The sequence below is a fragment of the Duganella sp. CT11-25 genome, from assembly GCF_047302815.1.
In the GTDB taxonomy this organism is placed as follows: domain Bacteria; phylum Pseudomonadota; class Gammaproteobacteria; order Burkholderiales; family Burkholderiaceae_D; genus Rugamonas.
The window spans coordinates 5785568-5812105 of the sequence record NZ_JBKBFD010000001.1 but is presented as its reverse complement, the minus strand read 5'-3'; the positions used below and the strand labels follow the sequence as shown (position 1 = coordinate 5812105).

Sequence of the window (26538 nt, the reverse complement as noted above, 5' to 3'; positions counted from 1 at the left end):
ATAAAACTAAAAAGGCTCCACCGTGGGCAGAGCCTTTCGATTGAAGGCTTGCGCCTTACAAGAATCAGCCGGCGCGACGAGCGCGCCAGGCCGTTAGCGTGATTTACGCTGGAACTACGGTGACGAACTGCTTCGAGCCTTCGCCTTTGACAACGAACTTGACCTTGCCGTCCACCAGAGCGAACAGGGTGTGGTCTTTGCCCATGCCAACGCCTTCGCCGGCGCGCACTGGGGTGCCGCGCTGACGAATGATGATGCCACCAGCATTGATCGATTGACCGCCGTAAACCTTAACGCCGAGGCGTTTTGATTCTGAGTCACGACCATTTCGCGTTGTGCCGCCGCCTTTTTTGTGTGCCATTTAAGACTCCTTGGATACTAATTCTCGGGCAAACGGCGATTAGCCGTTGATCGATACGATTTGGATTTCGGTGTAATTTTGGCGATGGCCTTGATGCTTCTGGTAGTGCTTACGACGACGCATCTTGAAAATCTTCACTTTATCGTGACGACCGTGTGCCACAACAGTAACCAGTACCTTTGCACCCTCAACCAGTGGAGCACCAAATTTGATGCTTTCGCCTTCGCCGACGGCGAGGACCTGATCGATGGTGAGTTCGGAACCAATGTCTGCCGGTATCTGTTCTACTTTAAGTTTTTCGCCAGCGACAACTTTGTATTGTTTGCCACCGGTTTTTATGACCGCGTACATGATTTGAAACCTCATCAAATGTTAAGAAAATTCCTTCCGGCGCCAGCAGAACCGCATGCATGGAAACCGGGGAACCGCTGATTATACATGGGATGGGATTTCGCGTCAAAAACTATTCACAAACGGCCGGTGTCGTGGTATGTCGGCAATCTTCGAGCGGGGCCGTGCTTATTTTATTGGCAATTCAGTTGCCGCAAACAGGGGCCGACGCCCCCTATGGGCGGGGGCATGGCGTATAATCTCGGCACCAATAGTCTACCGCACAGGTTCGCCTTGTCTGCCGCTACCCAAAACGCTCCACAAAACAACATCGCCCACACGATCGCCGCCGACATGGACGCGGTCAACACGGTGATCCGCCGGAAACTGCATTCCGAGGTCAGCCTCGTCAATCAGATCGCTGAATACATCATCAGCGCGGGCGGCAAACGCATCCGCCCGGTCCTGGTGCTGCTGGTGGCCAACGCCTATTCCTACAAGGGAACAGCGCACCACGAACTGGCGGCGGTGGTCGAGTTCATCCACACCGCCACCCTGCTGCACGACGACGTGGTCGACGAATCGTCGCTGCGCCGCGGCCGCGCCACGGCCAACGCGCTGTTCGGCAACGCCGCCTCGGTGCTGGTGGGTGACTTCCTGTATTCGCGCGCCTTCCAGATGATGGTCGGCCTGAACAATATGCGCGTCATGCAGATCCTGTCGGACGCCACCAACGTCATCGCCGAAGGCGAAGTGCTGCAGTTGCTGAACATGCACGACCCGGACGTCAGCCAGGAGCGCTATCTGCAAGTGATCCGCTCCAAGACCGCCAAGCTGTTTGAAGCGGCGGCCGAGCTGGGCGCGCTGGTATCCGGCTGCAACGACACGCAAATCGACGCGGCGGGCGAATACGGCCGCTCGCTGGGTACTGCCTTCCAGCTGATCGACGACGTCCTCGACTACGCCGGCGACGCCAGCGAAATCGGCAAGAACGTCGGCGACGACCTGCGCGAAGGCAAGCCTACGCTGCCGCTGATCTACCTGATGGAAAACGGCACGCCGGAGCAGCGCGAGCTGGTCCGCAGCTGCATCGAGCAGGGCGACGAGCAGCACTTCGACACCATCCTGGCGGCGATCACCAGCAGCGGCGCGCTGGAATACACGCGCCAGCAGGCCGTCACTGCCGCCAAGCGCGCCGCCGAAGCGATCGCCGACCTGCCCGACAGCATCTACAAGGAATCGCTGCTGCAGCTGGCCGACTTCTCGGTCAACCGCACGCACTAAACGAAACGGCGCCGATGGCGCCGTTTTTCATTGCTGCGCCCGGATCAACATTGATTTGTGATTGCACGGATTTTTCTTTGCCGCGACACCGCCTAGACTGCGGTCTTCGATGGATAAAGGATGCATGATGCAATCAGCAATGGAACAACTGAAGCGCGGCGGTTTCTCGATCGGCCTGGAACTGCCGCTGGACAACGACTGGTCTCCCGCCGGCGACCGCGCCCGGCGCGAATCGGGCCGCCTGCCGGGCGAGCCGGACATGGCGCACCACGCGCAGCTCTCGACGCTGGCGGACAAGCTGGGCTTCCGCGCGCTGTGGGTGCGCGACGTGCCGCTCTACGATCCCGCTTTCGGCGACGCCGCGCAGGTGTTCGAAGTGTTCACCTACTTAGGCTATCTGGCCGGCGTGACCAAAGACATCCTGCTCGGCACCGCCGCCGTCGTCTTGCCGCTGCGCGAGCCGGTGCTGACGATGAAATCCGCCGCCACGGTGGAACGCCTGAGCGGCGGCCGCCTGCTGCTGGGCACCGCCAGCGGCGACCGGCCTATCGAATATCCGATCTTCGGCCGCGACTTCGAAGAACGCGGCGCGGCCTTCCGCGAGCAGATCGCCATGCTGCGTGCATCGCGCGATCCCGCCTGGCCGGACGGCATCCGGCTGCTGCCACGTCCCGCGCAACCGATACCGCTGCTGGTGGCCGGCCTGGCCCAGCAAACGCCCCAGTGGGTAGGCCACAACATGGACGGCTGGCTAGCCTATCCCGGCACGCCGGAAGATCACGCGCGCCGCTCCTCGCTATGGCGCGAAGTCGCCGGCGCCGACAAACCGTACATCAGCTTCATCCACCTGGATCTCGACGAAGACCCGGACGCTCCGCTGCGCCGCCACCGCTTCGGCGCCACGGCAGGCCGCCACGGCCTCGTCGCGGAACTGCAAGCGATGAAGGACGCCGGCGTCCACCACATCGGCCTGCACTTCCGCCGCAGCCACCGCCCGGTCGCCGCAGCGATGGAAGAAATAGCCGCCCACGTGCTGCCCCTCTTCCATACCTAAAACTCCGGGGTCAGGTCCAGAACCCGGACACGGGCTCAACTGCTATCGGCCGAGCTCGTGTCCGCGTTCTGGACCTGACCCCGGATTATTTGCGGTAGCGGATGAAGGCGTTGATGGTCAGGCGGCCGCGCGCCGGGTCGGCGTCGAGCAGTTCCGGCGCGTCGATCTGGCCGGAGTGGAAGGTGGTGGCGTCGTAGAAGATGGCGCGGTTCCACCCCGCCGGCACCGTGCAGATCTTTTCGAAGTAGCGGCCGTCGCCGTTGTAGTACGCCGGCTCCGCGCCGATCACTTTGCTGAACGCCGTGTTGTCCATCATCCGCGCCTGGTGCAACAGGAAGTCGATCTCCTCCGGATGCCGCAGCGGACGATAGAAACTGGTCCCGCCCAGGCGCGCATCCTCAAACAGATACAGCACCGAGGCGGCCGCACCCTCGCCCGGCGGACAATCGCGAGCATCGCGGTGGCAGATGCGCTGCTGCGGCATCAACTCCTCCGGCCGCAAGGTCACCATCGACATGCGCGTCGACATGCCCAGCGTCTGTTGCGCATGGAACGCGGGCCGCAGATGCCGCATGAAGAATGCATCCAGCTGCGCATCGAAATCCAGCGGCAACGACTGCTCCATGCCCGGATAGCAGTTGACCGGCGCCGTGGCAAACGCGGCACGCCGCGCCACCGCTTCCGCTACCATCTTGTGCGGCTCCAGCAGCAGGTTGTCGACGACAATGCAATAGCGGCCGTCGCCAATCTCGGCCTGCCGTATCAGCGCATCGGGATTGAACATTTAGAGCAGTTCCAGAACCAGTTCGGAAGGGCGGCACAGGCGCACGCCCTTGCCGGTCACCACGAACGGGCGGTTGATCAGTATCGGATGCGCCATCATCGCATCCAGCAGCGCGTCATCCGACAGCGACGCATCGGCCAGCCCCAGTTCCACGTACAGGTCGCCCTTGTCGCGCATGGCCTGGCGCGCGGTCAGGCCGGCCTTGGCGATCATCGCTTTCAGGGCGGCCCGCGTCGGCGGGTTCTTGACGTAGTCGATGATCTCCGGTTCGACGCCGGTGGCGCGGATCGCCTCCAGGGTTTTGCGCGAGGTGCCGCAGGCGTTGTTGTGATAAATCGTGATTGTCATGACGCTGCCTTTGAAGATATCCAAAGGCAGCATTATCACCTAAAACTTCGCCGCCAGACTCACGCCGATGCTGCGCGGCGCCAGACGGTATCCCTGCACGATGGACGCCACCTGCGGATGCTGGATCACCGTGTCCGTGTCGAAGGCGTTCTTCACGAATACGCTGACGTTGTAGCGATCGAACGACATGCCCGCGCTGAAGTCGGTCGTGTGGTACGACGGACGGTCATGGTCGGTCTGCTCCGGATCCAGCGAGCCTTTGCTGGATCCCACCCACTGCATGCCCGCCATGACGAAGGCGCTCTTGTCGCCGAAGGCCGCGAAGTTGTAGACCGCGTTGATCGCCGCATTATATTTCGGCACGCCCTGGATCTGCGCGCCGGCGATCGCGCCAACCACGCCGTTCTCGATGCCGACGTCGTTGGACAGCTCGGCCTTGACGTAGCCGCCCGATGCGCTCAGGGTCAAGCCAGGCAGCGGCTTGGCCTTGATGTCGAACTCGAAGCCCTTGCTGGTGGCGTCGCCCGCGTTGGCGTTGTAGGTGTAGGCACAGGTCGGCAGGTACACGCCCTGCTGGATGTTCTTCCACTTCACGTAGAACACGTCGGCGTTGATCGACAGGCGATTGTTGAGGAAGCGCGACTTGCTGCCCACTTCATAGCTCCACAGGCTGTCCGGTTTGTAGTCCGGCGGGCCGGCCTCCAGGCCGTTGGATTCCAGGTCCTGGCCGCAGGTGGTCGGCGGGACGAAGATGTTGTTGCCGCCGAGGCGGAAGCCCTTGGCCACGCTGGTGTAGACGGTGTTGGTCGGATTGACTTCCCACGTCACCGCGTACTTCGGCGTGAACGCATGCGACGAGGTGGCGGCGTTGCTGTTGTTGCCGGCGCCGGCCAGGTAGTTGCCGTTGCGCTGTTCCAGCGTGGTGTCGGCCTTGAGGTAGCGCGCGCCGACCGTGGCGTGCACCGCCGGCGAGAAGTAGTAATTGACCTCGCCGAAAATCGACGCCTGCTTCTCGCGATAGTGGAAGGCGCCGGCAAACGAGTTATCGCCCGGGAACTGGCCCGGACGTGCGTCCGGCAGCAAGTCCGGATCGGCGATGTCGAAACCGAACTGCTTGAAGGTGTCGGTCACGCCGAAGATGGGATCGTTCTCGATGATGTTGGTGTGCTGGCGCGAGAAGTAGGTGCCGGCCAGCCAGGTCCACGGCGACACCGCCGCATCATACGGGCGCGAGGCCAGGCGGAATTCCTGCGATACCTGGCGCACCTGGTTGTTCAGGTAGACCGCCGACGGCAGGCCGGCGATCGCCTCGATCAGCTCCGGCGGCGCCTTGCCGCCGTCCTCGGTCGAGGTCAGGAAGGTCGACAGCGAATAGCTGTTGTAGGCCGACCCGTTCTGCGTGCGGTCGAACTTGCGCTCGAAGTAGCTGGTGGCCGAAGTCAGGTCGAAGGCGCCCAGGTCCCAGTTGATGGTCACGCTGGGCGACAGCAGCGTGTCCTTGGACGGTTCGCGCACCTGCTTCTGCGCCTGGTAGTTCGGCAGCTCCAGGTTGAAGGCGGCGATGTCCTTGGCGTCGATCTTCTGGTAGTAGACCGACGGCGTGATGGTCAGCGCGCGGGTCGGCTTCCATTTCAGCGCGGCGCGCAGTTCCTGGTCGCTGATCTTGTTGATGTTATTGGCGAGGACGTTGCCGTCGCCGTCCACCTGGTCGATATAGCCGCCGGTGTGCTGCGCCTGCACGCCGATGCGCAGCGCCAGTTCGTTCGGGATCAGCGGCAGGTTGGCGACGACGTTGGCCGAGTAGTTGGCGCTGCCGCCCTTGGTGTTGGACGCTTCGGTGTAGGTGGTGAATTCGCGCTCCTTCAGATCCGGCTCGTTCGGAATGAACTTGATGGTGCCGCCCATCGAGCTGGCGCCGTACAGGGTCGCCTGCGGACCGCGCAGCACTTCCACGCGGTCGATGTCGAAGAACTTCGGTTCGACGTTGCCCATCGTGTAGACGTTGCCGACGGTGACCGGCGTATCGCCCAGGTACACGCCGACCGTGGCCGCGCCGGCGGTCGAGCTGATGCCGCGGATCTCGATGTTCGAGGTGCCCGGACCGGCGCCGCCGTTGCCGCTGGCGGCGGTGAAGGAGATGTTGGGCACGATGCGCGTCAGGTCGGTGATGTCGCGCACGTGCTCGGCCTGCAGCTGGGCGCCGGTGACGGCGCTGATGCTCATCGCCACCTTGGCCGGATCTTCCTTGCGCTTTTGCGCCGTCACCACCACCACTTCGAGTTCGTCGGTCGGCTTGAACTGCTGCGCGCCCGCAGGCATGGCCAACGCCGCCAACGCGGCGGCGACAGAAGTGCACATTATTTTTTGAGTGATTTTCATGCCTGAGCTTCTCCAGTCAGTGAGGGCCGCCGCCCCAAAATGATGCAATTTTATATATTAGACATCTTAATCTTTTTACCAAGCAAGAAACCTGCCAAATTCGCCGGCGTTGGAATCTAGCCACAGAATAAGCACGGCGACTGCATACCTTTGAGGTATCGGACAGCGACTAAATCGGTGTTGGACGCCCAGGCCGATGCTCCCTACCCTGTAAGCCATAAAACAATATTCAGGGAGATGATGGTGGGCAATACATCAAGCATGGGCATGACGCTGCGCAAGGCCGATTGGTCGGCGTCGGCCGTCGCGGCGGGATTCCTGGCCGTGCTGGTGTCGTATGCCGGGCCGCTGGCGATCTTCTACCAGGCCGCGCAGGCCGGGCACATGTCCAACGCGATGTTCGCCTCGTGGGTGTGGGCGATCTCCATCGGCGCCGCCGTCTCCGGCATCTACCTCAGCTGGAAGCTGAAGATCCCCGTCATCACCGCCTGGTCGGCGCCGGGCACCGCGCTGCTGATCACGCTGTTCCCCGCGCTGTCGATCAACGAAGCGGTCGGCGCCTACATCACCGCCGCCCTGATCCTGCTGGCGATCGGCTTGTCCGGCTACTTCGACCGCGTGATGGCGTGGATTCCGAAAGGCATCGCCAGCGGCATGATGGCCGGCATCCTGCTGCCCTTCGGCCTGAACGCCTTCAAGGCCATCGGCTCGCTGCCGCTGCTCAGCTGCGGCATGATCGCCGCCTACCTGATCTTCAAACGCTACGCGCCGCGCTACAGCATCGTCTTGCTGCTGGCCGCCGGCGCCGCGATGGCCTGGCTCGGCGGGCTGACGCATTTCGCCAACGTGCGCCTGGAGCTGGTCACGCCGCGGTTCATCGCGCCGGCCTGGTCGTGGGCCAGCACCTTCAGCCTCGCGCTGCCGCTGGTGCTGACCACGCTGACCGGCCAGTACCTGCCCGGCATGGCGGTGCTGCGCTCGTCCGGCTACGACAACGGTGTCAAGCCCATCCTGGCCAGCAACAGCCTGGTCTCGCTGGCGGTGGCCTGCTTCGGCGGCATCACCATCGCGATCGCCGCCATCACCGCCGCCATGTGCACCGGGCGCGACGCGCACGAGGATCCGTCCAAACGCTACATCGCCGGCATCGCCAACGGCGTGTTCTACCTGATCGCAGGCTTGTGCGGCGGCTCCATCGTCATGCTGTTCGCGGCCATGCCGAAAGAGCTGATCGCCACCTTGGCCGGCCTGGCGCTGCTGGGCGCGATCATGAACAACCTGGGCGGCGTCGCGGCGGCGGACGACCATCGCGAAGCCGCCCTCATCACATTCCTTGCCACCGCTTCCGGCATGACCTTCCTCGGCCTGGGGTCGGCGTTCTGGGGAATCCTCATCGGCATGCTGTCGTATGCCGTTCTACACACAAAAAAATAAACCTAGAAAGAGACACTCATCATGCGACACATCGACGTCCACAAACTAGCCGACGAGGCCAAGTTCAACCGCTTCCACGGCGGCATCCTGCTGTGGTGCGCGCTCATCATCATCTGCGACGGCTACGACCTCGCGGTGGCCGGCATCGCCCTGCCCTCGATCATGAAAGGCATGGGCGTGACCGCGCAGAACGCCGGCTTCATGGTCAGCTCGGCGCTGTTCGGCATGATGTTCGGCGCCATCTTCCTCGGCACCATCGCCGACAAGATCGGCCGCCGCAAGGCCATCGCCATCTGCATCGGCTTGTTCAGCGTGTTCACGGCGGCGGCGGGGTTCACGTCCGACCCGTACACCTTCAGCGCGATGCGCTTCCTGGCCGGCCTCGGCATCGGCGGCGTGATGCCGAACGTGGTGGCGCAGATGACCGAATATTCGCCCAAGAAAATCCGCGCCACCATGGTCACGCTGATGTTCAGCGGCTATGCGGTGGGCGGCATGGTGGCTGCGCTGCTGGGCAAGGGCCTGATCGAGGCGTATGGCTGGTCGTCGGTGTTCCTGGCGGCGGGACTGCCGGTGCTGATGATCCCCTTCGTGCTGAAAAGCCTGCCGGAATCGATGCCCTTCCTGATCCGCGAGAACCGCCTGGATGAACTCAAGGCCATCGTCGCGCGCATGGAGCCGGGCTACCGCGCGGACCGCGACCACCGCTTCGCTCTGCCATCGAAAGACCAGGCCGCCGGCGCGCCGATCGGCAAGCTGTTCCAGGATGGACGCGGCTTCAGCACGGTGATGTTCTGGGTCGCCTTCTTCATGTGCCTGTTCATGGTGTACGCACTGAGCTCGTGGCTGACCAAGCTGATGGCCAGCGCCGGCTACAGCCTCGGCTCCGCGCTGACGTTCGTGCTGGTGCTGAACTTCGGCGCAGTGATCGGCGCGGTCGGCGGCGGCTGGCTCGCGGACCGCTTCCACATCAAGTACGTGCTGATCGGGATGTACGGGCTGGCGGCGGTGTCGATCACGCTGCTGGGCTACAAAGTCTCCACCGAAGTGCTGTTTATTTTGGTGGGCCTGGCCGGCGCCTCGACCATCGGCACGCAGATCGTCACCTATGCGTATGCGGGCCAGTTCTATCCGATGGCGATCCGCTCGACCGGCATCGGCTGGGCATCCGGCGTCGGCCGCAGCGGCGCGATTCTCGCACCGATCGTGATCGGCACGCTGGTCGGCATGGCGCTGCCGCTGGAGCAGAACTTCATGGCCATCGCGATCCCGGCCGTGATTGCGGTGATCGCGGTATCGCTGATACGCCACGGCCGTTCCGCCTCGGCGTTCGAGCTGCGCGCCGCAACCGCCTAGATGGCCAGCACGAACCAGTAGCGCGCAAACGCCTCGCGCATGCAGTCAATGACAAGGTCGACAAAAGGCGCGGTGTCGCCGTCCATCTGGGCGGCGTCAAGCGCCTTGTAGTACGCCAAGCGCCGCTGCACCGGCAACACGATTGCCGGGTAGCCGGCCTTGATTAATTCCAGGTTCAGCAGCAGGCGCGCGGTACGTCCATTGCCGTCGATGAAGGGATGTATCCCGACGAAGTCCAGATGCAACCGCGCCGCCCGCAGGATGGGATGCATCCGCGCCGATTCCGCGTCGTACCAGCGTATCAGGGCAGCCATCCGCTCGGGAACCAGCAGCATATCCGGCGGCACGTGCCGCGCGCCGACGATGGCCACGTTAGTTTTGCGATAGACGCCGGCATTGGCATCGTCGATCTGCTTCAGCACCAGGCGATGCAGATTGCGGATCTGCCATTCGCTCAGCGGCTCTGCCTCATGCACCACATCCTCAACATAATGAATCGCATCGCGGTGGTTGATCGCCTCGAAATGTTCGCGCATCAGCTTGCCGCCGACCGTGATCCCCTCCAGCACCACCTTGGTTTCGAGCAGCGTCAGCGTATTGCCTTCGATCGCGTTGGAATGATAGGTCCAGTTCAGCACCAGCTCTTCGCGCAGATTGCGCACGGCCGCAGGCGGCAGCGGCCGCAAGGCATCCAGCCGCTGTTTCAGCGCATCGACTTCCTGCAATTTCGTGTCGTCCATGAGGCGATATTACACCCCCATTGCGGCAAAACTCGTAGCGATTCATGTATCATGAAAACGCTTTCATCACTAATTACAATTCCAACGGAGACAATGTGAAGATTTCTGCCCAGCAGACGTGTGGCGGCGCCGACGCCAATCCGACGCTCATCATGCCAACCGGTGTTAGCGCTATCAAAAAAGCCCTGCTCCCCCTGCTCCTGGTCGCAGGCGTCGATGCGGGGGCCGCCATCCGCGTCAACCAGCTCGGCTTTCCACCGCAGGCCGACAAGCTGGCCGTGGTGACGGACAGCGCGGCCACCAGCTTCGAGGTCGTGGCCGCAGACAGCGGCAAGACTGTATTCCAAGGCAACCTCGGCGCGCCAGCGCTGTGGAAGCCGTCGGCCGAGACCGTGCGGTTGGCGGACTTCTCGGCGCTGACCGCGCCCGGCGAGTACCGCATCAAAGTGGGCGGCGCGGCGCTGTCGGATCGCTTCGTCATCCGCGCCGACGCCTACCGCGATCTGAACGCGGCCGCGCTCAAGGCCTACTATATGAACCGCGCCGGCATCCCGCTGGAATCCAAATACGCCGGCGTCTACGCGCGGCCGGCCGGGCACATGGACGACAAGGTGCTGGTGCATGCGTCGGCGGCGTCGAAGCAGCGGCCGGAAGGCAGCGTCATCGCCAGCCCCAAAGGCTGGTACGACGCCGGCGACTACAACAAATACGTGGTCAACTCCGGCATCTCGACCTACACGCTGCTGGCGGCGTTCGAGCATTTCCCCGAATACTTCGGCAAGCAAAACCTCAACATCCCCGAATCGGGCAACGGCCTGCCGGACATCCTCAATGAAGCGCTGTGGAACCTCGACTGGATGCTGACGATGCAGGACCCGAACGACGGCGGCGTCTATCACAAGCTCACCAACAAGAGTTTCGACGGCATGGTGATGCCGGACCAGGCGATGACTGCGCCGCGCTACGTGGTGCAGAAAAGCACCGCCGCCGCGCTCGACTTCGCGGCCACCATGGCCACCGCCAGCCGCGTGCTCAAGGCGTACGAGCAGCAACGTCCCGGCCTGTCGGCGCGCATGATGGCGGCGGCCGAAGCGGCATGGAAGTGGGCTGAAGCCAACCCGGACATACGCTTCAAGAATCCATCCGACGTGAGCACCGGCGAATACGGCGACCAGCATCTGGAGGACGAGTTCGCATGGGCAGCGGCGGAGCTGTACATCGGCACCGGCAAGGACAGCTACTACCGTGCCATGAAACCGGAACAGACGGCCGCCACCACGCCCGCATGGAGCGATGTCCGCGGCCTGGCCTGGATGTCGCTGGCGCAGCACCGCGCGCACCTGACGCCGCTGGCCGACCGCAAGCTGATCGCCAGCCGCATCGACGGCCTGGCCGCCAGCCTGGCGGCAGGCTGGAAGCGATCGGCCTATCGCGTGGCGCTGCAGGAGCCGGACTTCGTCTGGGGCAGCAACGCCGTGGTGCTGAACCAATCGATGATGCTGCTGCAGGGCTACCGCCTGAACGGCAAGGCCGACTACCTGAACGCGGCGCAGTCCGGCCTCGACTATGTCCTCGGCCGCAACGCCACCGCCTACTCCTTCGTCACCGGTTTCGGCGCGCGGCCGTCGCTGCATCCGCACCATCGTCCGTCCGAGGCCGACAAGATAGACGCGCCGGTACCCGGCTTCCTGGTCGGCGGCCCGCAGGCCGGCCAGCAAGACCAGAAAGACTGCCCGGCGCCCTACCCGGCCAAGCTGCCCGCCACGTCTTACCTGGACAATGTCTGCAGCTACGCCAGCAACGAAATAGCGATCAACTGGAACGCGCCGCTGGTGTATGTGTCCGCCGCGCTGGAGCAGCTGACACCGAAGAAAACCGCAACCACCGCAGGAGCCGCCATGGAACAGAAAGTCGACCTCGCCACGCTGGCGCGCCAGGAGCAGCTGCTGCAGTTCGACAGCTTCACCAACGACACCGCGCTGGCACTGGGCCTGCAGGTCGTCGAACTGGCGCGCGCCGCAGGCAAGTCGGTGGCCGTCAACATCACGCGCGACGGCACGATGCTGTTCTACCACGGCATGCCGGGTACCAACGCCGACAACGCCAACTGGATACGGCGCAAGAGCAACCTCGTCAACCGCACCGGGCACAGCTCGTTTTACACGCATACCGAAGTCAAGAACAGCGGCGGCGACTTTGAAGCGCTCCCGGGGCTGGACATGCGCGACTACGCCGCACACGGCGGCTCCTTCCCGCTGGTGCTCAAGGGTAGCGGCCGCATCGGCACCCTCACCGTCAGCGGCCTGCCTGGAGAGCAAGACCACGCGATGGCGGTGGCGGCGCTGAAGGCTTACCTGAAGATCGGCGCCGACCTTTGAACCGCAGACAGGAACCGACATGACAGACATCATCCGCTGGGGCATCCTCGGCACGGGCGGCATCGCGCGCGCCTTCGCCAACGCGCTGAAGGATACGCCGGGCGCCGTACTGGCCGCCGTCGGCTCGCGCAGCGTGGAAAACGCCGCCGCCTTCGGCCGCGAATTCGGCGCTGCGCAAACGCCACCGGCCGCCTACGGCTCCTACCAGGCGCTGGCCGACGCGCCCGGCGTCGACATCATCTACATCGGCACGCCGCATCCGATGCACGCCGAGAACGCCATCCTCGCGCTCAACGGCGGCAAGGCCGTGCTGTGCGAAAAGCCCTTCACCATGAACCGGCGCGAAGCGGAACAGGTAATCGCACTGGCGCGTCAGCGCAAACTGTTCCTGATGGAAGCGATGTGGACCCGCTTCATGCCGGTGCTGGCCGAAGTGCGCCGCATCATCGCCTCGGGCGAGATCGGTGTCGTCAATTCGGTGCACGCCGACTTCAGCTTCGTCGCGCCGACGGACCCGGAACACCGCGTCAACAAGCGCGAGCTGGGCGGCGGCGCGCTGCTCGACCTCGGCATCTATCCCTTGTCGATCGCCTGCGCGCTGCTCGGGCCGGCGGAATCGGTGCAGGCACAGGCTATCCTCAGCGACGGCGGCGTCGACCTGACCACCGGCTTCACGATGAAGCACGCCGGCGGCACGATGTCGATCGCCAGCTGCTCGCTGCGCGCGCGCACGCCGTCCGAGTTGACGGTGTCGGGCACGCTGGGCAGCGTGCGCATGGAGGGCATGTTCCACCTGTCGCAGACGGTGACGGTGAAGCTGGCCGGCGGCGTCACGCGCATGGTGGCCACGCCCTACCTCGGCAACGGCTATGTGCACGAAGCGATCGAAGCGGGACGCTGCCTGCGCGAAGGCCTGCTGGAAAGCCCGGGCATGACGCACGCCGAGTCGCTGGCCCTGATGGGATTGCTCGATACGATACGCGGCCAGATCGGTGTGCGCTATCCGGCCGATTTGTAGCTCCAGCACTCATGCGCCGGTTGAAAACCACGCGAAAATCTGATGTAATTAACACCACAGTCGGGGTGTGGCTCAGCCCGGTAGAGCGCTGCGTTCGGGACGCAGAGGCCGGAGGTTCGAATCCTCTCACCCCGACCACAGAACTCCTTCAAAAACAGCGGGTTATGCGACACGCTGTTTTTGTTTGCCGGTCGATCAGCGGCAAATCAGTGGCAACGCCTATTTGACGATCTCTCGATTGGACAAACTGTGCTTGATTGAAGGGACTTTTGGCCGCAAGAGCGCGCGCGCCCCTCGCCAAATTTGCGTGAGAATGTAAATAGCCGCACCGGCCGGCGATCCATTCCCCTACCAGCCGGCAACCGATAGAGGAGAAAAACAATGAACAAGAACACGATCTGCCTGTGGTACGAGCACGACGCGGAAGAGGCCGCGCACTTTTACGCCCGTACCTTTCCCGACAGCACAGTCGGCGCGGTTTTCCGCGCGCCGTCTGATTTCCCAGGTGGCAAGGCGGACAGCGTGCTGACCGTCGATTTCACCGTCTGCGGCGTGCCTTGCATCGGCCTCAACGGCGGCAGCGCCTTCAAGCACAGCGAGGCCTTCTCCTTTCAGATCGCCACCGATGACCAGGCGGAGACCGACCGCTACTGGAACGCGATCATCAACAACGGCGGCGCCGCGAGCGCATGCGGTTGGTGCAAGGACAAATGGGGCCTGTCGTGGCAGATCACGCCGCGCGTCCTGACCGATGCAATGGCCAAGGGCGGCGACGTAGCCCAGCGTGCGTTCAAGGCGATGATGACGATGCAGAAGATCGATGTCGCCCAGATCGAGGCGGCGGTGCGCGGCGAGGCGGGTGCGGCATGAGGTTCAGACCTGATCCATGTTGAAAAAGCAGGTCGGTTTGAAGCGCGGATTCAAAAGAACTTCGCCTTTAACAAGGCGTTTGCAAAGACCATGATTTCGATCGCAAGGTCGTGCCAATGCGATACCGGCACCGCCTTGCTGATCTGGCGCAATTCGATCGGGACCAGAGGAACCTGGAAGTTCCGGTCCTCCGTGTCCAACTCATCGAACTGACCCATGCTTTCCGAATCTTCAATGAAGGATTCCGTCCCCACGTCGTGCCCGATACCCAGCGTGGAAAGCGCATCGTGTCCGGCACGAATACTTTCTACCCATGTTCTGAGCGTCGGCCCCGGAATAACTTTAGAAAATTCCTGCTTTGCGCCTTTGGGGCCGAACATAAGCGCGTCCTCGGTGATTCCAGAGGCGGCGGCCAGGCTTTCCGCATTGAAAAACGGCCTCACTTGCTCCGGTAGTTCAGCGAACAGCGCACTGAAATTTACCCGGCTCATCATGGGTGCAACGATTTTGGTATAGCCGTACCCGCGGCGGCCCGCAACATTGGCGGTGCGTATATAGCTCGCGGCCAGCCCAATGACGCCCTCAAGCTTGCGCCAGGTCGCCTCGTCGTTGATCTGGGGGCGCGCTTTACGGAATTTCTCCACGAGGTTGACGGTGGCGTCATGGGCGGATACCAGCGGCGGCTCATTGCCGTTCTGCGCCGATGCAAGACTGACCTCCATTGGCTTGTCGGAATGAGCGCCGACGGTCGTTTTCTCGGCCGCCACCAAATGCAACGCCGAGATGATCCGGTCCAAAGGGATGCCTATCGTGGTTTGCGGAGAGGCAGTCATTTCCGTCGCTCTGCCAACGGCGAACATTGAACCAAGAGGCGATTCTTCGTTTTGGGGCATCGCGCCAAGGGGCCTTGTTTCGCTGTCTTTCAAATCCTCTTGCGCCTCAGCAACCTCATCTGGATACTTGGAGTTCAGGAGAGAGCTCAGGCGCTCCGATTCGGCCTCCGGAATCTCCCCTTTTACTTGTGCAAGCGTATTCGCCCAATGGACGATTTCCGCAAGGACCTGATGCACATCTTCGTAATCGTTTAGCGGCGCGGTGACGAATTCAAGGTCGCCAGAGTCGCATTCAATGTGCCAGTTTTCGCTTTGCAGAAGCGGAGTTTTGAATGTCGGCAGGCGGCCGTCGCTTTTTCTTAATTTGATATTGGTTTGAAATTCGAACCCGACACGCCTTTGAACAGGCTGCTGCAGTTGGGAGACGCCGGCATTGCCCGCTTGCCGCGCCGATGCCGATAATTCCGCCGCGTCCATCGAGCTGCCCAGATGATGCGCCTTGGCCCCCATGAGGTCGGCTTCGGATTCGAGGCCTGGATCGTCATTGAGCGGCGCACCGGCGCATTGCGCGCTCGCTTGCACGCGCCCTTGCCTTTGCTGGACTACATGCCAGGCCTCATGCGGCAAATGCCGTTCCTGACCTGGCGCCACATGAATGTCGCTGCCTTGCGCATAAGCGTGGGCATTCAACTGGGCTGGCTTTGCAGAGTTGTAATGCACCTTCACATGATCCATGCTCATGCCGGACAAGGATTCGACCCCGGCTTTAAGCCGGTCCGGCAATCCCGTGTTGTTTGTCTTCGGCGCGGCCCCTTCCTTGAATTGCGTCGTCGTCGACACAAACGCCTCCGTTTGAACGGCGGCCGGCGCGCAGGCATTCATATGCATCTGCATGGTTCCCATTCTCTGCGCGTGCGGACTGGCGTCGACCATGGCTTGCAAACGCCGTTGCGCCACCGCTTCCGCGCGGTTGTCCTCAAACGACGCGAGTGGCGCGCCAACCGATAGGACAGCTTGCAGAGCGGCATTGGCCGGTTGCCGTTTTTCCTGTTGCGCGGATGTGGACATATGGGTTTGCATGAATACGAAAGCCTCATGGGTATCCTGATCATCTTAACTTGTTTGTCATCGGAGCAAGCTCACCAATTATCACTATCCGTCACACGAGCGACTTGGACCAGGCCTTCTTGCGGGGACTGGTCAATGGGAACGCATGGATTCGGGGGATGAAACCGCCTATCGCGCGGTGGCGGGCGGCGCGGGCCCTTTGGGGCGGTCGAAGCCGCCCTGGTCGCCATGCGCCCCGAGCCAGTGCGCCAGTTTCCCCAGCAACTGGTCGGTGTCGACCGGCTTGGAGATGTAGTCCGAGGCGCCGGCGGCGATGCACTTGTCGCGGTCCTCGGCCATGGCCTTGGCGGTCAGGGCGATCACGGGCAGCCGGTCCAGGCGCGGCTCGGCGCGCAGCAGGCGCATGGTGTCGTAGCCGTCCAGGTCCGGCATCATGATGTCCATCAGGACGACGTCGATGCCGCTGTCGCCGTCCAGCAGTTGCAGCGCCTCGCGGCCGTTGTCGGCGGCGATGACATGCATGCCGCAATTTTCCAGTAGCCCGGTCAGCGCGAACAGGTTGCGCGCGTCGTCGTCGACGATCAGCACGCGCTTGCCGCGCAGGCCGCCGAAGGCCGCCGGCGCATTGCCGGCGCCCGCCAGGCCCAGCTTGACGCGCGCCAGGAACTGTTCCACCGCGTGGGTCTGCTGGGCGGCGTCGAGGCCGGCCTCGCCGATCACTGCCGCCTGCAGGCGCGCGGCGCGCGCCAGGCTGTCCGCATCGAGCGCGTACTCGCTGTAGAGCACGGCCGGAATCGAGGCCAGCGCCGGATCGTGGCGTATCTCTTCGAGCAACGTCATGCCGTCGATGTCGGGCAGGCCCAGCTCGATCACGATGCCCTGATAAGAACGGCTGTGCAGGGCCGCCAGCGCTTCGTCGGCGTTGCCGACGGTGTCGAGCAGGCGCCCGGCGCCGGCCAGCAGGGCGACGATGGCGGCGCGCTTGGCCGGGTCGCTGCTGATCAGCAGCAGCGCATGGACCGGCAGCGCCATCTGGCTCGTCATGTCGGCGAACACGGCGGCCAGGCTGTCGAGGTCGGCCGGCTTGGTGGTGTAGCTGGCCACGCCATGGCGCGCCTCCGCGAGCGGCCTGTCGCGCACCGAAATCACGTGCACCGGGATGTCGCGCGTCTGGATGTCGGCGCGCAGGTGGTCGGCCACCTCCCAGCCGTCCAGGTCCGGCAGCCCCAGGTCGAGCGTGATGGCGTCCGGCCGGTAGCGCTGCGCCAGCTTGAAGCCATCCTCGCCGCTGGTCGCCAGCAGGGTGTCGAAGCCGCGCTCCTTGGCCAGATCCTGCAGCGTGCGGGCGAACACCGGGTCGTCCTCGATCACCAGCAGCAGCGGGCTGGAGTCGCTGGCCGGCGTGTGGCCGTCCGCCGCCGACACGGCCGGCAACAGCGGCGCCGGCGCCGCGCGCGCCTCGGGTTGCATCTGCTGCGGCAGGTAGAACACGAACGTGCTGCCGCTGCCAGGCTCGCTTTGCACCACCAGCTCGCCCCCCAACAGGCGCGCGATTTCGCGGCTGATCGCCAGCCCCAGGCCGGTGCCGCCATAGCGCCGCGCGGTGCCGGAATCGGCCTGCTGGAATGCTTCGAAGATCAGCTTCTGCTTGCCCGCCGCGACGCCGATCCCGCTGTCGCTGATGGCGAAGGCGATCACCCGCGGCGCTTCGGCCAGCACGGCGTGGTCGGCGCTCCAGCCGCCGTGGGCCAGCTCGGCCCGGAGCACCACGTGGCCCTTGCTGGTGAACTTGATGGCGTTCGACAGCAGGTTGGCCAGCAACTGCTTGAGGCGCTGGCCATCGGTGCGCAGCAGCGGCGGCAGGTTGGACGCCAGTTCGATGGCGAAGCGCAGCGCCTTGGCTTCGGCCAGGTAGCGGAAGGCCTTGTCCAGTTCGGCCGCCAGCTCGGCCAGCGCCACATCCTCGATCTCCAGCGTGGCGCTGCCCGCCTCGATCTTGGACAGGTCGAGAATGTCGTTGATCAGCCGCAGCAGGTCGCGCCCGGAGCCATGCATCACGCGCACCATCTCCAGCTGCCGGTCCGACAGGTTCTGGTCGCGGTTCTGGCGCAACTGCTCGGCCAGCAGCAGCAGGCTGTTGAGCGGGGTGCGCAACTCGTGCGACATATTCGCCAGGAACTCCGACTTGTACTTGGAGGTCAGCGCCAGCTGCTCGGCTTTTTCCTGCAGGTTGTTGCGGGCTTCCTCGATCTGGCGGTTCTGGCGCTCGACCTCGGCGTTCTGCTCGGACAGCTGCAGCGCCTTGCGTTCCAGCTCGGCGTTGGTTTTTTGCAGTTCGGTCTGCTGCAGCTGGAATTCGCCCTCCAGCAGCTGGGCCTGCTGACGCAGCAGCATCTCGGTGCCGGACGCGGTCTCGATCGAATTGAACACGATCCCCAGCCCCTCGGCCAGCTGGTCGAGGAAGTTCAGGTGGATGGCCTGGAATGGCGCGAACGCGCCCAGCTCGATGACGGCCTTGACCTGGTCCTCGAACAGGATGGGCAGCACCACGATATTGCGCGGGCTGGCCTGGCCCAGGCCGGAGACGATCTGCACGTAGTCGGGCGGCACATTGCCGATCAGCAGGCGCTTCTTCTCGAAGGCGGCCTGGCCCACGACGCCCTCGCCGACCGTCCATTCGTTCGACAGGTTCTTGCGCTCCTGGTAGCCGTAGCTGGCCGTCAGCCGCAGCCGCGCGCCGGCGCCGTGGTCGGCGCCCTGCTGCAGCAGGTACAGCACCGCGTGCTGCGAAGCCACCAGCGGCGCCAGTTCCGACAGCAGCATGCGCGACACCGTGACGATATCGCGCTGCCCCTGCAGCATGCGGGTCAGGCGCGCCAGGTTGGTCTTGAGCCAGTCCTGCTCCGTGTTGCGCTCGGTGGTTTCCTTCAGGTTGCGGATCATCTGGTTCAGGTTGTCCTTCAGGTCCGCCACCTCGCCGCGCGCGGCCACTTGGATCGAGCGCATCAGGTCGCCCTTGGTCACCGCCGTGGCCACCTCGCCGATGGCGCGCACCTGGGTCGACAGGTTGGCCGCCAGTTCGTTGACGTTGTCGACCAGGTCCTTCCAGCTGCCCGCCGCGCCCGGCACCACGGCCTGGCCGCCCAGCCGCCCCTCGACCCCGACCTCGCGCGCCACCCTGGTCACCTGGTCGCTGAAGGTGGCCAGCGTATCGACCATGTCGTTGATGGTCTCGGCCAGCGCCGCCACCTCGCCCTTGGCCGGCACCATCATCTTCTGCTTGAGGTTGCCCACCGCGACGCCGGTCACCACCTTGGCCATGCCGCGCACCTGGTCGGTCAGGTTGTCGGCCATCAGGTTGACGCTGTCGGTCAGGTCCTTCCACACGCCGGACACGCCCTTGACCTGGGCCTGGCCGCCCAGCTTGCCCTCGGTGCCCACCTCGCGCGCCACGCGGGTCACCTCGCCGCCGAAGGCGTTGAGCTGGTCGACCATGATGTTGATGGTGTTTTTCAGTTCCAGGATCTCGCCGCGCACATCCACCGTGATCTTGCGCGACAGGTCGCCGTTGGCCACCGCCGTGGTGACGGCGGCGATGTTGCGCACCTGGCCGGTCAGGTTGCTGGCCATCAGGTTGACGTTGTCGGTCAGGTCCTTCCACACGCCGGCCACGGCCGGCACATAGGCCTGGCCGCCCAGCCGCCCCTCGGTGCCGACCTCGCGCGCCACCCGCGTCACCTCGCCGGCGAAACCGCGCAGCTGATCGACCATGGTGTTGATGGTTTCCTTGAGCTGCAGCACCTCGCCGCGCACGTCGACCGTGATGGTCTTGGACAGGTCGCCGTTGGCCACGGCCGTGGTCACGGTGGCGATGTTGCGCACCTGGTCGGTCAGGTTGCTGGCCATCAGGTTGACGTTGTCGGTCAGGCCGCGCCACACGCCGGACACGCCCTTGACCTGGGCCTGGCCGCCGAGCCGCCCCTCGATGCCGACCTCGCGCGCCACCCGCGTCACCTCGCCGGCGAAGGCGTTGAGCTGGTCGACCATGATGTTGATGGTGTCCTTCAGCTGCAGCACCTCGCCGCGCACGTCGACCGTGATCTTCTGCGACAGGTCGCCGTTGGCCACCGCCGTGGTGACGGCGGCGATGTTGCGCACCTGGCCGGTCAGGTTGCTGGCCATCAGGTTGACGCTGTCGGTCAGGTTCTTCCAGGTGCCCGCCGCCCCCGGCACCTGGGCCTGGCCGCCCAGCCGCCCCTCGGTGCCCACCTCCAGCGCCACCCGGGTCACCTCGCCGGCAAAGCTGTTCAACTGGTCGACCATGATGTTGATGGTGTCCTTCAGCTGCAGCACCTCGCCCTGCACGTCCACCGTGATCTTCTGCGACAGGTCGCCGTTGGCCACCGCCGTGGTCACGGTGGCGATGTTGCGCACCTGCGCGGTGAGGTTGTTGGCCATGCGGTTGACGTTGTCGGTCAGGTCCTTCCACACGCCCGACACCCCGACCACCTCGGCCTGCCCGCCCAGCTTGCCCTCGGTGCCCACTTCGCGCGCCACCCGCGTGACCTCGCCGGCAAAGCTGTTCAGCTGGTCGACCATGGTGTTGATGGTGTCCTTCAGCTGCTGGACTTCGCCGCGCACGTCGACCGTGATCTTCTGCGACAGGTCGCCGTTGGCCACCGCCGTGGTGACGGCGGCGATGCTGCGCACCTGGCCGGTCAGGTTGCTGGCCATCAGGTTGACGCTGTCGGTCAGGTGCTTCCACACACCCGACACCCCGGCCACCTCGGCCTGGCCGCCCAGCCGTCCCTCGGTGCCGACCTCGACCGCCACGCGCGTGACCTCGCCGGAAAAGCTCTTCAGCTGGTCCACCATGACGTTGATCACTTCCTTGATCTGCAGGATCTCGCCCTGCGCCTGCACGGTGATCTTCTGTCCCAGGTCGCCGCTGGCGATGGCCAGCGACACCTTCGAGACGTCGCGCAGCTGCACCGTCAGGTTGCCGGCCATGGCGTTGACGCTGTCGGTCAAGTCCTTCCACACGCCGGACACATCCTTGACCTCGGCCTGGCCGCCCAGCTTGCCTTCCGAGCCGACCTCGCGCGCCACCCGGATCACCTCGCCGGCAAAGCTGTTGAGCTGGTCGACCATGATGTTGATGGTGCTTTTCAGCGCCAGCACCTCGCCCTTGACGTCGGCCGTGATCTTGCGCGACAGGTCGCCGCGCGCCACCGCCGTGGTCACCTCGGCGATATTGCGCACCTGGCCGGTCAGGTTGCTGGCCATGGCGTTGACGCTGTCGGTCAAGTCCTTCCACACCCCGGCCACGTCCTTGACCTCGGCCTGGCCGCCCAGCCGGCCCTCGCTGCCGACCTCGCGTGCCACCCGCGTCACTTCGCCGGCGAAACTGTTGAGCTGGTCGACCATGATGTTGATGGTGTCCTTCAGCTGCAGGATCTCGCCCTTGACGCCCACCGTGATCTTGCGCGACAGGTCGCCGCGCGCCACCGCCGTGGTCACCTCGGCGATGTTGCGCACCTGGCCGGTGAGGTTGTTGGCCATCAGGTTGACGCTCTCGGTCAGCTCCTGCCACACGCCGGCCACGCCGCGCACCTCGGCCTGGCCACCCAGCTTGCCCTCGGTGCCGACCTCGCGCGCGACCCGCGTCACCTCGCCGGCAAAGCTGTTGAGCTGGTCGACCATGATGTTGATGGTGTCCTTCAGGCGCAGGATCTCGCCCTTGACGTCCACTGTGATCTTGCGCGACAGGTCGCCGCGCGCCACCGCCGTGGTGACCTCGGCGATGTTGCGCACCTGGCCGGTGAGGTTGTTGGCCATCAGGTTGACGCTCTCGGTCAAGTCCTTCCACACGCCCGACACGCCGCGCACGTCGGCCTGGCCGCCCAGCTTGCCCTCGGTGCCGACCTCGCGCGCCACCCGCGTCACCTCGCCGGCAAAGCTGTTCAACTGGTCGACCATCAGGTTGATGGTGTCCTTCAGGCGCAGGATCTCGCCCTTGACGTCCACCGTGATCTTGCGCGACAGGTCGCCCTGGGCCACCGCCGTGGTGACCTCGGCGATGTTGCGCACCTGCCCGGTCAGGTTGCTGGCCATCAGGTTGACGTTGTCGGTCAGGTCCTTCCATACCCCGGACGCGCCCTTGACCTGGGCCTGGCCACCCAGCTTGCCCTCGGTGCCGACCTCGCGCGCCACCCGGCTGACCTCGCTGGAAAAGCTGTTCAGCTGGTCGAGCATGGTGTTGATGGTGCGCGCATTGCGCAGGAACTCGCCCTTTAGCGGGCGGCCGTCGATATCCAGTTGCATGTTCTCTGTGAGCGCGCCGCGCGCCACCGCGCCGATCACCCGGCTGACCTCGCGCACCGGCTGCACCAGGCTGTCGATCATGGCGTTGACGGCGTCCACTTCGGCGCCCCACGAGCCGCTGGTCTTGTCGAGCTTCATGCGCTGGCCCAGCTTGCCCTCGTTGCCGACGATCACAGCCATGCGCTCGACCGCGGCCGCCAGCTTTTGGTGGCTGCTGGCGATCTCATTGACCACGTCGGCGACCTTGCCGTCGATGCCGTCCCAGTCGAACGGCAGGCGCGCCGAGAAGTCGCCTTCGCACACGGCCTTGAGGGTATGCAGCAGCATGGCCGGACGCTCGCTGTCGCCGCCCTCCCAGGCGCTGCGGTCGAAGGCGCGGCGCAAGCCCGCCCGGCGCTCGGCGCCGCGCTCCGTCTGCGCCGGGACGTTCATGACGCGGCTCCCCGCTGCTCCGCCGGCGCCAGGCTGAACGGTCCGCGCCGCAGCAGCGCCAGCGCGTCCTCGGCCGGCACCGCCGCGCTGAAATAATTGCCCTGCATCTGATCGCAGCCATGGGCACGCAGGAACGCCACCTGGTCCGCCGTCTCCACCCCTTCGGCGATCACGGTCAGGTGCAGCACGTGGCCGAGGGTGATGATGGCCATCACGATCGCGGCGTCGCTGGGGTTGTTGGCGATGTCGCGCACGAACGAGGCGTCGATCTTCAGCTTGTCGATCGGCAGCCGTTTCAGGTAGGACAACGAGGAATAGCCGGTGCCGAAATCGTCGATCGCCACGCTCATGCCGATGCCGTGCAGCCGGTGCAGGATCTCGATGGCCCGGGCCGGATTGCTCATCACGCCCGACTCGGTCAGTTCCAGTTCGAGCAGGCGCGGATCGACGCTGGCCGCCTGCATCGCCGCCGCCAGGCTGGCCACCAGCGTATCGCGGCGAAACTGCAGCGCCGACACGTTGACCGCGATCGGCACCTGGCCATAGCCGTGCGCGGCCAGGCGGTTCAGCTGCGCCGCCGTCTGCTCGATGGCCCAGGCGCCGATGCGCTCGATGCGCCCGGTTTCCTCGGCCACGGGAATGAACTGCGACGGCGGTATCGGTTCGCCTCCGGCCTGGGGCCAGCGCATCAACGCCTCGAAGCCGCAGATGGCGCCGCTGGCGGCGTCGACCTTGGGCTGGTAGTGCAGCAGGAATTCGTCCATCGCCATGGCCCGCTGCAGCGCGCTGCTCAGCATCAGCTTGCGGCTGGCGGCCTCCTGCATCTGGGCGGCGAAAAAGCAATAGCGCGCGCCGCCGTCGTGCTTGGCGTGATACATGGCGATGTCGGCGTCGCGCAGCAGCGTTTCGACGTCCTCGGCATCGTCGGGGAAAATCGCGATGCCGATGCTGGGCGTGACATGCAGCGCGCTGCCTTCGATGTGGCAGGCCGACGAAACGGTCTCGACGATCTTGGCTGCCACCATGCCGGCATACCCCACATCGTGCAGTCCGAGCAGCATGACAACGAACTCGTCGCCGCCCAGCCGCGCCACGGTGTCGCCGTCGCGCACGCAGCGCGACAGGCGCTCGGCGACATCCTGCAGCAGGCGGTCGCCGGCGGCGTGACCCAGCGTGTCGTTGATTTCCTTGAAGTGATCGAGGTCGATGAACAGCAAGGCCACGGTCGCCGGTGGGCCATCGCGGCGGACCGTGGCCTGGCTCAGGCGGTCCAGCAGCAACAGGCGGTTGGGCAAACCGGTCAGGGCGTCGTGCATCGTCTGCTGTAGCACATAGGCTTCCATCTCCTTGCGCTCGGTGATGTCGCGCGACACCAGGACCAGCTGGCCGTCGGCGCCGGCCAGCCTGGCCTCCGACTCGAAATGGCGCGACGACGAGCCGCCCTGCACCCGGTATTGCAGGTGCTGCTGGGGGGCGGCGGCGCCGATGCCGGCCAGCGCGGTGGCGACCCGTTCGCGGTCGTCGGCGTGCACGATGTCGACGTAGCTGTCGGCCGCCTGGAGCGCCAAGGCGAATTCGCGCTGGTAGCCGGCGCTGGCATACAGCCAGCGGCCGCGCGTATCGAGCACGGCCATGAGATCGCCCGCATACTCGCCGACCAGGCGTTGCAAGTCGGCGCGGTACGGCGGCACGCCTTCGGCAAGCTTGCGCACCGCAGCCACGTTGCGCAAACCGCCACTGAGGCTGCACACATTGTGCTCCAGATGCGCCAGCCCGCTCCCGCTGCGCGCCTTCAGGCGCTGCGCCCGCGCGCGATCGACAAACACCCGCACCTTGGTCCTGAGCACTTCGGGGCTCACCGGCATGAACAGATAGTCGACCGCGCCCAACTCGTAGCCGGTGGTGCGGTCAAGATCGGTGGATCGGTGCGAGGTGAGAAAAATAATCGGCGTCTCGTACGAACGGGGCCGCTGGCGGATCAGCTGCGCCGTCTCGAAACCATCCAGGCCGGCCATCTTAACGTCGAGCAGCACCACCACGAAGTCTTGCCGCAGCAGGCAGAGCAGGGCCTGTTCGCCCGAACTGGCCGTGACCACACTGGCCTCCAGATCCGACAGCGCGGCGCGCAGCGCGAACAAGGTGGCGGGATCATCGTTGACCAGCAGAACGCTGACGTCGCCGTGGAGCGCCGGGTCCGCTTCGCCCGCGCACGCTTGGGGTGCGCAGGCCAACGTCCCGATGCTGCAAAGCTGAAGCTTGTTTCCCCGGTCCATATACCACTACCTGTGTCGCTGCCTACGCGCCGCCGTGGACGCCGGCCGGTTCTCCCGAACCACTCATTTTAGACCACGAAAATGCCCTGTCAGGCAGGCTGGGCGCGAAAAAAAAAGGCTCGGCGAACGGCATCGGACACGTTGCTCATCGTCGCACCAGCCCGGACAGGAGTCAGATTTATTTCGTACATTCGTGTTTTATTTAAACAACTAATGCATTATGTAGCATAATTAATCCGTACTATCGTCATATTCCAGTCATAAACGTTCGCTAAGATCATCGCTTCCAAATACTTCCAAGTTCAACAAAGGAATCCATGAACTATCGCTTGATCATGAGCGCCGGACTCGCCTTGTGCGCCAGTCCCGCCTTCGCACTGAATATCGTCCTGGCCAACGACGACGGTCTCACCAGCAACCTGAAGGCCTTGTACGACGAACTGAAGGCCGCCGGCCATTCCGTCATCGTCTCGGTCCCCTGCTCCGGCCAGAGCGGACGCAGCGCCGCCATCGTCATGTACAGCACCACCACCATCATTTCCGACAACGACAAAACGCAGATCGAAGCGGAAGGCGGCTGCCACAATGGCGCCGCCGCGCTGGGCGCGCCGGCGGTCGGTCCTTTCACCAAGAGCGGCTACACCGGAGGCGATTTCAACTACGTGCACGGCACCCCGGTCATGGCCACGATGTACGGCCTGGATGTGCTGGCGCCGGCCCGCTGGGGCAAGGCGCCGGACCTGGTCCTGTCCGGTCCCAACGAGGGCCAGAACGTCGGCAAGCTGGTCATCAACTCGGGCACGATAGGCAACGCCCAGTTCGCCGCCGGACGCGGTCTTCCCGCCATCGCGCTGAGCGCCGGCACCGACACCGTCGACAACGCCGGACTGGCCAATCCCAAATCCAGGATCGTCGCGCAACTGACCACCAAACTGATCGGCGCGCTGCAAGCCAAGGCCGGCACTTCCGCCCTGCTGCCCGCCGGCGTCGCGCTGAACGTCAATTTCCCCGATGCGCCCGCGGCCAGCGCCAGCTGGGCCTTTGCACGCCAGGGAACCTACGACACCTACAACCTGAAGTTCAACAGCGCCGCCCCCTGGGGCTTGACCGGCTCGGCGCCGGGCGCGGCAACCGCCGACCAGGCCGAGGATGAAGCGCTGGTCTACAAGACCAAGGTTGCCGTCACCGCCATGCAGGTTGGCTACGAACAGCGCCCTGCCGGCCAACAATGGCTGCGCCTGCGCCTGCGCGATCTGTTTGCCCAATGAGCCG

The 26538-nt window shown here is 64.6% G+C and carries 17 protein-coding genes and 1 tRNA gene; 9 read left to right on the top strand and 9 right to left on the bottom strand.

Going from position 1 to position 26538, the window contains the following annotated elements; translation table 11 throughout:
- Positions 1-103 precede the first annotated feature (103 nt).
- Entirely contained in the window at positions 104-361 is a 258-nt protein-coding gene (gene rpmA, locus ACEN9F_RS25130) for a 50S ribosomal protein L27 (protein ID WP_008445659.1), read from the bottom strand.
- A 39-nt stretch (positions 362-400) separates the two neighbouring features.
- On the bottom strand, positions 401-712 hold the full coding sequence (gene rplU, locus ACEN9F_RS25125) for a 50S ribosomal protein L21 (protein WP_008445658.1): 312 nt from the start codon (positions 710-712) through the stop codon (positions 401-403).
- Positions 713-985: 273 nt separating this feature from the next.
- Between rplU and ispB the strand changes: the two genes are divergently transcribed.
- Positions 986-1975: an octaprenyl diphosphate synthase gene (ispB, locus tag ACEN9F_RS25120; protein ID WP_413424445.1), complete on the top strand. Its 990-nt coding sequence runs from the start codon at positions 986-988 to the stop codon at positions 1973-1975.
- Positions 1976-2102: 127 nt separating this feature from the next.
- Entirely contained in the window at positions 2103-3029 is a 927-nt protein-coding gene (locus tag ACEN9F_RS25115; RefSeq protein ID WP_413427170.1) for a TIGR03571 family LLM class oxidoreductase, read from the top strand.
- A gap of 85 nt (positions 3030-3114) precedes the next feature.
- Here the strand turns inward: ACEN9F_RS25115 and ACEN9F_RS25110 are convergent, their stop codons facing one another.
- The 3 genes from ACEN9F_RS25110 to ACEN9F_RS25100 are packed head-to-tail and all read right to left on the bottom strand — an operon-like array spanning position 3115 to position 6540.
- A complete protein-coding gene (locus tag ACEN9F_RS25110) occupies positions 3115-3813 on the bottom strand; it encodes a DUF6445 family protein (RefSeq protein ID WP_413424443.1) in 699 nt (232 codons plus the stop codon).
- A complete protein-coding gene (gene arsC, locus ACEN9F_RS25105; protein WP_413424441.1) occupies positions 3814-4161 on the bottom strand; it encodes an arsenate reductase (glutaredoxin) in 348 nt (115 codons plus the stop codon). It lies immediately after the preceding gene.
- Positions 4162-4200: 39 nt separating this feature from the next.
- Positions 4201-6540 (bottom strand): TonB-dependent receptor, encoded by a 2340-nt coding sequence (locus ACEN9F_RS25100; RefSeq protein WP_413424439.1) that lies wholly within the window; start codon positions 6538-6540, stop codon positions 4201-4203.
- A gap of 240 nt (positions 6541-6780) precedes the next feature.
- Between ACEN9F_RS25100 and ACEN9F_RS25095 the strand changes: the two genes are divergently transcribed.
- Entirely contained in the window at positions 6781-7974 is a 1194-nt protein-coding gene (locus tag ACEN9F_RS25095; protein ID WP_413424437.1) for a benzoate/H(+) symporter BenE family transporter, read from the top strand.
- 21 nt (positions 7975-7995) lie between these two features.
- The gene (locus tag ACEN9F_RS25090) at positions 7996-9330 is read left to right on the top strand and encodes an MFS transporter (RefSeq protein WP_413424435.1); all 1335 of its coding nucleotides are present in this window, start codon (positions 7996-7998) and stop codon (positions 9328-9330) included.
- Here the strand turns inward: ACEN9F_RS25090 and ACEN9F_RS25085 are convergent.
- A complete protein-coding gene (locus tag ACEN9F_RS25085) occupies positions 9327-10070 on the bottom strand; it encodes a Fic family protein (RefSeq protein ID WP_413424433.1) in 744 nt (247 codons plus the stop codon). The two genes, ACEN9F_RS25090 and ACEN9F_RS25085, sit on opposite strands and share 4 nt — an antisense overlap.
- 95 nt (positions 10071-10165) lie before the next feature.
- Between ACEN9F_RS25085 and ACEN9F_RS25080 the strand changes: the two genes are divergently transcribed.
- The 4 genes from ACEN9F_RS25080 (at position 10166) to ACEN9F_RS25065 (ending at position 14336) form a co-directional block, all read left to right on the top strand.
- A complete protein-coding gene (locus ACEN9F_RS25080; RefSeq protein ID WP_413424431.1) occupies positions 10166-12448 on the top strand; it encodes a heme-degrading domain-containing protein in 2283 nt (760 codons plus the stop codon).
- Positions 12449-12467: 19 nt separating this feature from the next.
- A complete protein-coding gene (locus ACEN9F_RS25075; RefSeq protein WP_413424429.1) occupies positions 12468-13466 on the top strand; it encodes a Gfo/Idh/MocA family protein in 999 nt (332 codons plus the stop codon).
- Positions 13467-13527: 61 nt separating this feature from the next.
- A tRNA-Pro gene (locus tag ACEN9F_RS25070) sits at positions 13528-13604 on the top strand.
- Positions 13605-13847: 243 nt separating this feature from the next.
- The gene (locus tag ACEN9F_RS25065; protein WP_413424427.1) at positions 13848-14336 is read left to right on the top strand and encodes a VOC family protein; all 489 of its coding nucleotides are present in this window, start codon (positions 13848-13850) and stop codon (positions 14334-14336) included.
- A gap of 50 nt (positions 14337-14386) precedes the next feature.
- On the opposite strand, the gene ACEN9F_RS25060 is transcribed toward ACEN9F_RS25065, so the two are convergent.
- The 3 genes from ACEN9F_RS25060 to ACEN9F_RS25050 all read right to left on the bottom strand — a co-directional run bounded on the left by ACEN9F_RS25060 (position 14387) and on the right by ACEN9F_RS25050 (position 25224).
- Positions 14387-16237: a DUF4157 domain-containing protein gene (locus tag ACEN9F_RS25060; protein ID WP_413424425.1), complete on the bottom strand. Its 1851-nt coding sequence runs from the start codon at positions 16235-16237 to the stop codon at positions 14387-14389.
- A gap of 168 nt (positions 16238-16405) precedes the next feature.
- Complete coding sequence (locus ACEN9F_RS25055; RefSeq protein WP_413427168.1) at positions 16406-22888, bottom strand: HAMP domain-containing protein; 6483 nt, start codon at positions 22886-22888, stop codon at positions 16406-16408.
- A 101-nt stretch (positions 22889-22989) separates the two neighbouring features.
- Positions 22990-25224, bottom strand: coding sequence for an EAL domain-containing protein (locus ACEN9F_RS25050; protein WP_413424423.1), 2235 nt, complete (start codon positions 25222-25224; stop codon positions 22990-22992).
- A 359-nt stretch (positions 25225-25583) separates the two neighbouring features.
- Here ACEN9F_RS25050 and ACEN9F_RS25045 point away from each other — a divergent pair, with 359 nt between their 5' ends.
- Complete coding sequence (locus tag ACEN9F_RS25045) at positions 25584-26534, top strand: 5'/3'-nucleotidase SurE (RefSeq protein ID WP_413424421.1); 951 nt, start codon at positions 25584-25586, stop codon at positions 26532-26534.
- Positions 26535-26538: the final 4 nt, after the last annotated feature.

Coding starts and splice junctions, on each gene's coding strand:
- rpmA (WP_008445659.1), bottom strand. CDS start 361: ATGGCACACAAAAAAGGCGGCGGCACAACGCGAAATGGTCGTGACTCA.
- rplU (WP_008445658.1), bottom strand. CDS start 712: ATGTACGCGGTCATAAAAACCGGTGGCAAACAATACAAAGTTGTCGCT.
- ACEN9F_RS25115 (WP_413427170.1), top strand. CDS start 2,103: ATGCAATCAGCAATGGAACAACTGAAGCGCGGCGGTTTCTCGATCGGC.
- ACEN9F_RS25110 (WP_413424443.1), bottom strand. CDS start 3,813: ATGTTCAATCCCGATGCGCTGATACGGCAGGCCGAGATTGGCGACGGC.
- arsC (WP_413424441.1), bottom strand. CDS start 4,161: ATGACAATCACGATTTATCACAACAACGCCTGCGGCACCTCGCGCAAA.
- ACEN9F_RS25100 (WP_413424439.1), bottom strand. CDS start 6,540: ATGAAAATCACTCAAAAAATAATGTGCACTTCTGTCGCCGCCGCGTTG.
- ACEN9F_RS25095 (WP_413424437.1), top strand. CDS start 6,781: ATGGTGGGCAATACATCAAGCATGGGCATGACGCTGCGCAAGGCCGAT.
- ACEN9F_RS25090 (WP_413424435.1), top strand. CDS start 7,996: ATGCGACACATCGACGTCCACAAACTAGCCGACGAGGCCAAGTTCAAC.
- ACEN9F_RS25085 (WP_413424433.1), bottom strand. CDS start 10,070: ATGGACGACACGAAATTGCAGGAAGTCGATGCGCTGAAACAGCGGCTG.
- ACEN9F_RS25075 (WP_413424429.1), top strand. CDS start 12,468: ATGACAGACATCATCCGCTGGGGCATCCTCGGCACGGGCGGCATCGCG.
- ACEN9F_RS25065 (WP_413424427.1), top strand. CDS start 13,848: ATGAACAAGAACACGATCTGCCTGTGGTACGAGCACGACGCGGAAGAG.
- ACEN9F_RS25060 (WP_413424425.1), bottom strand. CDS start 16,237: ATGTCCACATCCGCGCAACAGGAAAAACGGCAACCGGCCAATGCCGCT.
- ACEN9F_RS25055 (WP_413427168.1), bottom strand. CDS start 22,888: ATGCTGCTGCATACCCTCAAGGCCGTGTGCGAAGGCGACTTCTCGGCG.
- ACEN9F_RS25045 (WP_413424421.1), top strand. CDS start 25,584: ATGAACTATCGCTTGATCATGAGCGCCGGACTCGCCTTGTGCGCCAGT.